The organism is Actinomadura fibrosa (assembly GCF_900659615.1).
GTDB classification, from domain to species: Bacteria; Actinomycetota; Actinomycetes; order Streptosporangiales; family Streptosporangiaceae; genus Spirillospora; species Spirillospora fibrosa.
In genome coordinates this window covers 1-4,267 of the sequence record NZ_CAACUY010000437.1, presented here as the reverse complement: position 1 = coordinate 4,267, position 4,267 = coordinate 1, and the positions used below count along the sequence as shown (strand labels likewise).

Here is a 4,267-nt window from a genome sequence, read left to right as displayed (position 1 = left end):
CATGCCGGACGCCCTGTTCGGCGGCGCGCCCCTGGAGCAGCTCGTCGAGGCGGAGGTGCGGCTCGAACGCGAGCTGACCGTCGTGGACCTCGACACCGCGAAGGCGCTCCACGACCGGCCGCTGCGATGGGCGTACCCGCCGCAGCTCGGCGCCTACGTCGCCGAGGGCGGCCATGACTACAGCGTGCGGGTGGACCACGCCCAGCACGCCGCCAACCCCGGCACGTTCGACGGCGTGGACGACTTCGACTTCGTGGTGGTCGGCGCGCGGACCCTCCCGGACCGCGACGCCGGGGCGCTCGACGAGGACGCCCTCCTCAACACCGCGGAGATCCGCCGCTACCTCACCCTGCGCGGCCGACGGGGCGGGGCACCGCCGGGCCGGGCGCGGCGGGACGGCGCTCCCCTGCCGCTGGACGAGGCCGTCGCGCTGATGCGCCTCCGCGACGAGCTCGCCGGGCTCAGCGAATCCGACTGGGCCCGGCTCGCCGCCCCCGACGCCGCGGACGGCCCGTCCGGGACCTGGGCCGCCGCGCAGGAGCGGCTCGACCGCTACCTGCACGGCCCCGAGCGCGCCGCCGCGCTCCGGGACGAGGCCGTCCGCGACGCCGAGATCCAGGCGGCGCGCGCCGCCATCGACCCGGTGAGGCAGGCAGCCGCCATCGACGAGCTGCGGGGCGCCGAGGACCTCTACGAGGCGATCGTCGAGTCCGAGACGACCAACAGCGAGAACTCGGTCTCGTGGGTCGAGGCGGCGGCCCTCCAGAAGATGTGGAACGCGCTGGACGCGAGCCGCTTCCGCACCGTGGCCGAGTTCGACGCCGCCGTGCTCCGGCTGCGGGACGCGGTCCGGCGCCAAGCCGTCCTCCACGCCCTGGCCGGCCTGGCGGACGGCGAGCGGGTCCTCCAGGCCGAGGCGCAGCGCTACCGCGACATGGGGCAGGTCATCAAGCTCGCCACCGCGCTGAGCACGGCCCCCGCGGAAGCCGACAAGCCCGACGCCCTCCGCGTCCGCACCGAGTACCCGCTGCTGCGCGACAGGGTCGTCTACGACGGGGCAAAGGCGTCGCGGTATCCGGAGAACCTCCAGGAACTGCTGGCGCAGAACATCGAGGCCCAGTTCCGGAACGTCGCGAAGGGCCGGAAGGAGCTGCGCGCCGACCCCGACCTGGTCTTCGGCCTGGACCTCGTCATGGACGAGACGCTCGCGGCGATGGGACTGCCGCCGGCATCGGTCCAGGCCCAGGTCATCCGCGCCGGCCGGGGCGTGAACAACGTCTCGGTCTGGGACGTCCTCCTGCCGATCCTCACGGTGCTCAGCTTCGCCGCCGGACCGCTCGCCTGGGTCGGGTACCTGGCGAATCTGGGCGCGCTCGGCATCCAGATCGGCAAGTCGTACGAGAAGGAACGCCAGAAGGCCATCCATCGGCTCTACGAGCACGCCGGCAGGCAACTGGCGACCGGGCAGCGCCTCCAGGGCGTCCTGGAGTGGTTCGACAGCTTCATGGAGCCCCTCGGCATCATCGGCGGGGTCATGGGCGGGCTCCACCTCCCGGAAGCCACCGGACCGCCGCTGATCGGCGAGACCCCGCCCGGACGGCCGGTGCCCGCGCTGCCCGACGGGACGCCTCCCGGAGGGAGGCCGGTGCGGTTGCTGACCGACGGCAGCCCGCCCGCAGGGGAGCCGATACCGCCGCGAGGCTCGCCGATGGTGCCGCACGAACCGGGCGGTCCCCTGGCCATTCCGGAACACGGCCCCTGGGTGAGCAGGGCCGACTCAGGCGTCATCGAGATCCGCCATTCCGACCAAAGAGGAATGCTGCGCATCACGAAGGACCGCTACGAGGTCTATCTGGACCCGTCGTCCTCCACGCCGACGTTCTCCCACACCTGGGAGAACCACGACCTCCAGTTCCCTCCGAAGCTGCTCGAACAGAACCCGCACATGGCGGGGCTGCGCGACATCGACCGGGTGACGCTCGGCGGACGCCAGTTCGGCATCGGCGTCTCCCCCGAAGGCTGGTTCGTCTACGCGCCGGGCACCCGCAACACCTTCATCACCGGCAGGTTCCCCGGCGCCGCCGCCGAGACCGCGGCGTCCGCCCCCGTCCTCCCGGGCACCGTCTCGACCATCCGCCCGCCGCTCGCGCTTCCTCCGGGCGACTCCATGCACGCCTTCACCGACGACCTGCGCCGCGCCCTGGCGGCCGACTACACGATCGGCCGACGCATCCTCGACCCGGCCGGCGACGCGAAGATGTACACGGAACTGGTCCAGCGGAGCTACAGTGCGAGGGAGCTGATCGGCACCACCACTCCCGGCCTCTGGGAACGCGTCGGCTTCGACCGCCTCCGGGAGGACCTGCGACTTCCCGATGCGAGGTTCACGATCCCTCGCAAGTCCCGCGAGACCGACGACTACGGGAACGCGCTGCAACCGGGGCAGCGCTCCAAGAGCTTCAAGATCGAGATGCCGGACGGGTCGCTCGCCGCCACGGACTGGACATACGACACGGCGACCGGACGTCTCAGGCTCGACTACGTCAACATTGACAAGACGTTCCCGCGCCGCTTCATCGACATCCAGCCGCAACTGGTACCGGGCCGGGGCGTGCCCCTGGGGACGTACCTCAGCATCTGCATGATGAAGTGGTTCGAGCAGGCCTACGGCGTCGGCCTGGCAGGGCGCCGGATCCTCGAACTCGACACCATCGTGAACGTGGAGTCCGTCGCGCAGTTGGCCCTCGCCAAGCTGCGCGGCATCCCGGAGGCGACCGCGCTGCGGAACGTGAAGGTCGTCCAGATGACGGAGAACCTGGTGGTCCAGAGCGGCGGCCGGATCGTCGAGGTCCGGTTCGCCACCGCGGGCTGGACGGAGCCTTGGGAGACGGCCGCCGACGTCAAGCAACGCGCCGATCTCTTCCGGTCCACGGGCATCGCCCTGCCCTTGAAGATGCAGGTGCGGAGGGGATTCAACATCGAGGTCGTCGTCGAGAATCCGCCTCCGCCCCCGCCTCCTGAGCCGCCTGGCGAGTAAGCGGAAAGGCCTTCCGGTGACGGCGGCGGCCCCAACTCCACCGCCGCCACCGGAAGGCCGGTACGCGGGTCCTTACCGCTGCTGGGTGATGGGTCCGGGGACCGTGCGGACGGCGAGGGACTGGCTCAGCGGACGCTCCCCGCCCGTCGCGAACGGCGATCCGGGGGCCTCCTTCAGGGCGCCGCCGGCCCCGATCGCGAACGCGGACACCTGGCTCGTGTCGCGGATCGCGGCGAACACGCTCCGGCCGTCAGGGGCGACCGCGACCGCGGCGACCTCGGAGTGGCCGGGCGTGGGCGCGGGCGAGCCCGCGGCCGGCGTGAGCGAGCCGTCCGCGGCGATCGTGTAGCCGAGGACGCCGCCGGGAGGCGAGTCGGTGTCGGAGTCGTTGGCGCCGACGTACAGGTGCTGCCCGTCGGGCGTGACCTTGAGGCCGACCGGGGCCTCGGGCGCGGCGAACGGCGAGCCCGGCACGGGGGCGAGCGAGCCGTCCGAGGCGCGCCGGTAGCCCCACACCTCGTCCCTGAGGTTCGAGGTCACGTACACGAAGGCGCCGTTCGGGCTGATCGCGATGCCGAAGCTGGCCTGCCCGACCTTCGCGACGTCCTCCCCCGGCCCGAGCGTGCCGTCCGCGCGCACGGCGAACCTGGTGATGACCCGCGCCGGGCTCTCGGCGGTCTCGTCGACGTCGGCGTAGACCAGGTAGAGGAAGCGCCCGTCGGGGGACAGCACCGTCTGCTTCGGGTGGTCGGAGGTGGTGCGGAAGTCGCCGATCCTGGTGGGCGTGCCGTCCGTGCCGAGCCGGTACGCGGAGATGGTCGCGTCGGCGGTGTTGGTCACGTAGAGGGTGCGCCCGTCCGGGGAGACCGTCGCTCCCCAGGGCTCGTCGCCGGTCTGGACGACCCGCGGGTCGGGCTGGAGCGCGCCACGCACGCCGACGCGGAACACCGAGAGGGTGTCCGAGTCGCTGTTGACGACGTACGCGGTGGCGCCGTTCGGCGGCACGGCGATCCCCCGCGGAAGCTGCCCGCCGGTGGACACGGGCTTGCCGGCCGGCGTGAGGGCGCCGCCCGGGCCGATCGCCAGCGAGGAGACGTCGCCGGAGACCGCGTTCGTGACGTACAGGGTGCTGGTCGGCGGCACGATCGGGCCCGCGGCGGCCTGGGCGGCGACGGGCGTCGCGGCGGGTACGGCGGCGGCGAGCAGCGCGGCGGCGGCGAGGACGGCACC

Annotated in this window: 2 protein-coding genes; one reads left to right on the top strand and one right to left on the bottom strand. The window is 72.8% G+C overall.

Annotated features, from left to right (window positions below; all coding sequences use genetic code 11):
• A partial coding sequence (locus tag E1300_RS51045; RefSeq protein ID WP_207400424.1) for a proline-rich domain-containing protein occupies positions 1–3,037 on the top strand: 3,037 nt, incomplete at its 5' end.
• 72 nt (positions 3,038–3,109) lie between these two features.
• On the opposite strand, the gene E1300_RS51040 is transcribed toward E1300_RS51045, so the two are convergent.
• On the bottom strand, positions 3,110–4,267 hold a 1,158-nt coding region (locus E1300_RS51040), incomplete at its 5' end, for a lactonase family protein (protein WP_165503335.1).